The 3,885-nt window shown below is 65.6% G+C and carries 5 protein-coding genes; 3 read left to right on the top strand and 2 right to left on the bottom strand.

Features of this window, described 5'->3' with window-relative positions; genetic code table 11:
* From DBR12_RS23165 to DBR12_RS18395, 3 genes are all read left to right on the top strand, one after another.
* The coding region (locus DBR12_RS23165; protein WP_233244850.1) for a D-alanyl-D-alanine carboxypeptidase at positions 1-408 on the top strand (408 nt) is incomplete at its 5' end.
* A 44-nt stretch (positions 409-452) separates the two neighbouring features.
* Entirely contained in the window at positions 453-722 is a 270-nt protein-coding gene (locus DBR12_RS18400; RefSeq protein ID WP_108618587.1) for a SemiSWEET transporter, read from the top strand.
* A gap of 132 nt (positions 723-854) precedes the next feature.
* Complete coding sequence (locus DBR12_RS18395; protein WP_108618586.1) at positions 855-2,153, top strand: lipase family protein; 1,299 nt, start codon at positions 855-857, stop codon at positions 2,151-2,153.
* 116 nt (positions 2,154-2,269) lie between these two features.
* Here the strand turns inward: DBR12_RS18395 and DBR12_RS18390 are convergent, their stop codons facing one another.
* Complete coding sequence (locus DBR12_RS18390) at positions 2,270-3,223, bottom strand: SGNH/GDSL hydrolase family protein (RefSeq protein ID WP_108618585.1); 954 nt, start codon at positions 3,221-3,223, stop codon at positions 2,270-2,272.
* 75 nt (positions 3,224-3,298) lie between these two features.
* A partial coding sequence (locus tag DBR12_RS23160; protein ID WP_233244847.1) for an L-threonylcarbamoyladenylate synthase occupies positions 3,299-3,885 on the bottom strand: 587 nt, incomplete at its 5' end.

Genomic DNA, 3,885 nt, shown 5'->3' with positions numbered 1-3,885 from the left:
ACCTACGACGGCGCGCGAGAGGTTCTGCGCCAGTGGTGGCAGGGCCGCTTGGGCGACGTAGAGCAGCCCCACGTGGACAACGGCTCAGGCCTGAGCCGCGACGCCCGCCTGACGGCCCAGGCGTTAGCCCGCATGCTGCAGGGGGCTTGGGCATCCCCAGTAATGCCGGAGTTGCTTGCCTCGCTACCCATCTCTGGGGTGGACGGCACGCTGCGCCGCAGCCAGAGCCGTCCGGGCACCGCCCATCTCAAGACGGGCAGCCTGCGTGACGTGATGGCCATCGCTGGCTATGTTCATGCATCCAGCGGGCGCCGCTATGTTCTGGTGGCGATCGTCAATCACGCCAGCGCAGGTGCCGCACGGCCCGTGCTCGACAGCCTTGTCGACTGGACCGCTCGCGACCACTGACTGGACAACCCAACCCTCGGCGCAGCCCAGCTGCCCCGCCCACCATGCAACTCCCTGAACTCGTCGGCTATCTGGCCGCAACTCTTACCACCTGCAGCTTTGTGCCCCAGGCACTACAGACCTTTCGCACACGGGACGTGAGCGGCATCTCTCTGGGCATGTACAGCGTGTTCACGGTGGGGGTGGCGCTCTGGCTGGTTTATGGGCTGGCCCTGGCTGCCTGGCCCATCGTGATCGCCAATGCCATCACACTGGCGCTGGCCGGCACCATTTTGGGTATGAAGCTGCGCTACGGCGTGCGCGGCGCGGACTGATCTGGGCGGCCGCCCGGCGGCGGCTGTCGCGCAAGTGTCTTTGGACCCGGTTCCACGCGTTATCCCCTATGGATGCTGCAGCGCAGGTGCGCGCACGATGCATCGTTTTTCACTGACCCGAGGGACCCATCCATGAACTACTTCCGTCTTACCTGTGTTGCGGCTGCTGCGCTTGTGCTTGTTGCATGCGGGGGCTCTGACGACCCGGCACGTGGCGCACTGATTGACCCACCTGCCACGGTGACCACACTGACTGCAGCGCAGATCGATGCCAGTACCTCCAGCGCAGGTTTGCAGGCCCTCACCGGCAAGGCTAAGTGCGATGTGAAGGTGGTGGCGCTGAACTACGCCACTGTGGGAGCCAAGAGTGGCGAGAACACCAACGCATCGGGCGTGATGCTGGTGCCCGGTGGCAGTTGCACCACGGCAGCGCCGCTGGTGGCCTATGCCAAGGGCACGGATGTGCAAAAGCCCCGCACGCTTGCCAATCCGCAGGACTCAGAAACCTTCCTGCTGGCAGCCATGTATGCAGCCCAGGGTTATGCCGTGGTGGCCACGGACTACCTGGGTTTTGCCAAGTCCACCTACAGCTACCATCCCTACCTGCATGCCGACTCCGAAGCGACCTCTGTGATCGACTCGGTGCGTGCCGCACGCAATGCAGCGGGCACCGTGGGGGCCAACCTGTCGGGCAAGGTCATGTTCACGGGGTACTCGCAAGGCGGGCATTCGTCGATGGCGGCGCACCGTGCCGCCGAGCGCGACTACGGCACAGAATTCAACGTGGTGGCAGGCGCCCACCTGGCGGGCCCCTACAACCTGTCGGGTTCGCTGCGCATTCCTGATGCGATTGCGGGTGTGCAGTTCTTCGTGCCCTACCTCGTGACCTCGTGGCAAAAGGTCTACGGCAACGTGTACACCGACGTGAAGCAGGTCTTCAAGGCACCTTACTCGGGTTACATCGAGAACCTGCTGCCCAACCCTACGATGACCTACACCACGCTGCTCACTTCGGGCACCCTGCCCGCTGGCACACCCAACCAGGCGCGCGATGCGCTGTTCCAGTCCGACTTCATCACGGGCTCGCAGACCAGCACGACCCACCCGCTGTACCTGGCGGCCAAGAAGAACGACCTGCTCGGCTGGAGCCCCAAGGCCCGCGTGCTGCTGTGTGGCGGTGCGGGCGACCCCACGGTGCCACCCGCAGTGCACCAGGCTGTCATGAAGGCCGACTTCGACAGCCGGGGCCTGACCAATGTGAGTTCTGTGGACGTGGATGCTGCCATCCAGGCCACTTTCGGCCCGGGCGGCAAGGCGCCAACCGACCCCACGTCTGCGGCATTCGCCACCTACTACGGCGCCTACCACGGCACCTACGAGCCACCTTTCTGCCACGCACAAGCCCGAGCCGTGTTTGATACTGTCAAGTAAGCCGCCTTGGGCCACTCGGGCCCGATGGTGAAAAGAAAAAAGCCGACCCGAGGGTCGGCTTTTTTGCGGATGAAGCGCTAGCCCACGCATGCTGGGGTGGGCTGGTGCCCCGTCCGTTACCAGCGTGCGCGCAGGCGGTCGTAGGCGTAGGTGCCGAACTGGCGCTGGGCCGACGGGGTAAGGTACACGGAGTCGGCAAATACGTAAGAAGCCTGGTTGGCGCCCGACAGCAGCGTGGAGCTGTTGCACAGGGCGGAGTTGACCTTGCCCGCGCCGATGCCGATGCCATTGGTGGCGTCCACCGAGGTGCACACGGCCGTGGTGGCGTTGTTGAAGCCGTAGTTGCCAGGCACGCTGGTGTACAGGTTCACGTAGTAGGCCGAGTCCACGTACAGTACGTTGGCGCCCAGGTCCACGATGCCCACCAGCAGGCCATCGTTGAAGCGGCTGCTCGCGTCGGTCAGCAGGGCTTCGCGGCCAATCGACTTGGCCCAGGGGCTCTTGCTCAGGTCGTAGGTGCCGGTCACCACCACATATTTGGCGCCGGCCGCGACCAAGCGGCGCACCTGAGCGGCCAGGTCTTCACCCGCCTTGCGCGCAGCGGCCACCATGGCGGCCTCGGTCTGCGCGCCTGCGGTCACGGCAGCCATGCCGGCGATCACGTCGCTGACACCACCGCTCACGATCACCACGTCGGAGTTGGCAAAGCGGCCGCTCGCCAGAAAGGTGTCGATCTGCTCAGTGATGGTGCGGGTGCTGGCGTTGCCTGCGGCATCAGGCTTGGTGCTGACGCGTGCGTTGCCCGTGGCGTAGCTGGTGCCGCCTGCGGACGCTGGGGTGAGGGTCTTGCCGTAGTTGGCGACCACCTGCAGGGTCCAGTTGTTGACGCTGCCATCGTTGACGGTGTAGCGCGAACCGTTTTGCCCCACATCGCTCATGGCATCGCCAAACGCGATGAAGCGTTGGGGCGTGATGGCCGATTCAGTGGTGCTGGAACCGCAGGCCGCGAGCAACGCGGCCGATGCACATGCGGCGACCATGACGGTGCGGCGCATCCAATTTGCTGCCATGTATTTCTCCAGAAAAGTGGGGGGTAGTTTAACGACGCAAAGTCAACGCATGTAAAGCAGCGCCTTCGTGGCCGATCAGGCCGCTGCCGCTCGCTGCAGGCGATCGCGAACCCCCTCCCAATCCGGGCTGGCAGGAGGGGTCTCGATCCAGATCAGTTTCACGCCCTCGTCGTCAAAGCCGCGCAGCACGGCAAACAGCTGCTGGGCGGTGGCGGCGGCATCGTCTGGCATGCGCAGCAGTACGAGCCGGGACGAGTGCGAGCGCAGCGCAGAGCGGGCATACACGGCGATGTGGGCCGCGTCGGCGCCCAGCAGGTCCAGGCTGGTCTGCAAGGCCTTGGCGTCCATCAGCCGCACCTTGGCGGTGGGGGCGTAGTGGGCCTCCAGCGTGCCGGATGCGCGAGGCGTGAGCGCGGGCAGGTCTTCCTTGGACAGCGGCGCAATGCCGCAGGCCGCCGCAATCTGCGCACGCGTGATGGCGCCTGGGCGCAGCAGCACGGGCACGCCACGGGTGCAGTCCACGATGGTGCTTTCAATGCCCACGCCGCAGGGGCCACCGTCCAGCACCAGCAGGTCATCGCCCAGTTCGTCCTGCACATGCCGGGCGGTGGTGGGGCTCACGCGGCCAAAGCGGTTGGCGCTGGGGGCGGCCACGCCCCACA

The sequence above is a fragment of the Acidovorax sp. HMWF029 genome, assembly GCF_003060895.1.
Classification (GTDB): Bacteria; Pseudomonadota; Gammaproteobacteria; order Burkholderiales; family Burkholderiaceae_C; genus Acidovorax.
Note: the sequence above shows the minus strand (reverse complement) of the source record. Positions and strands in the feature narration are given on the sequence as shown.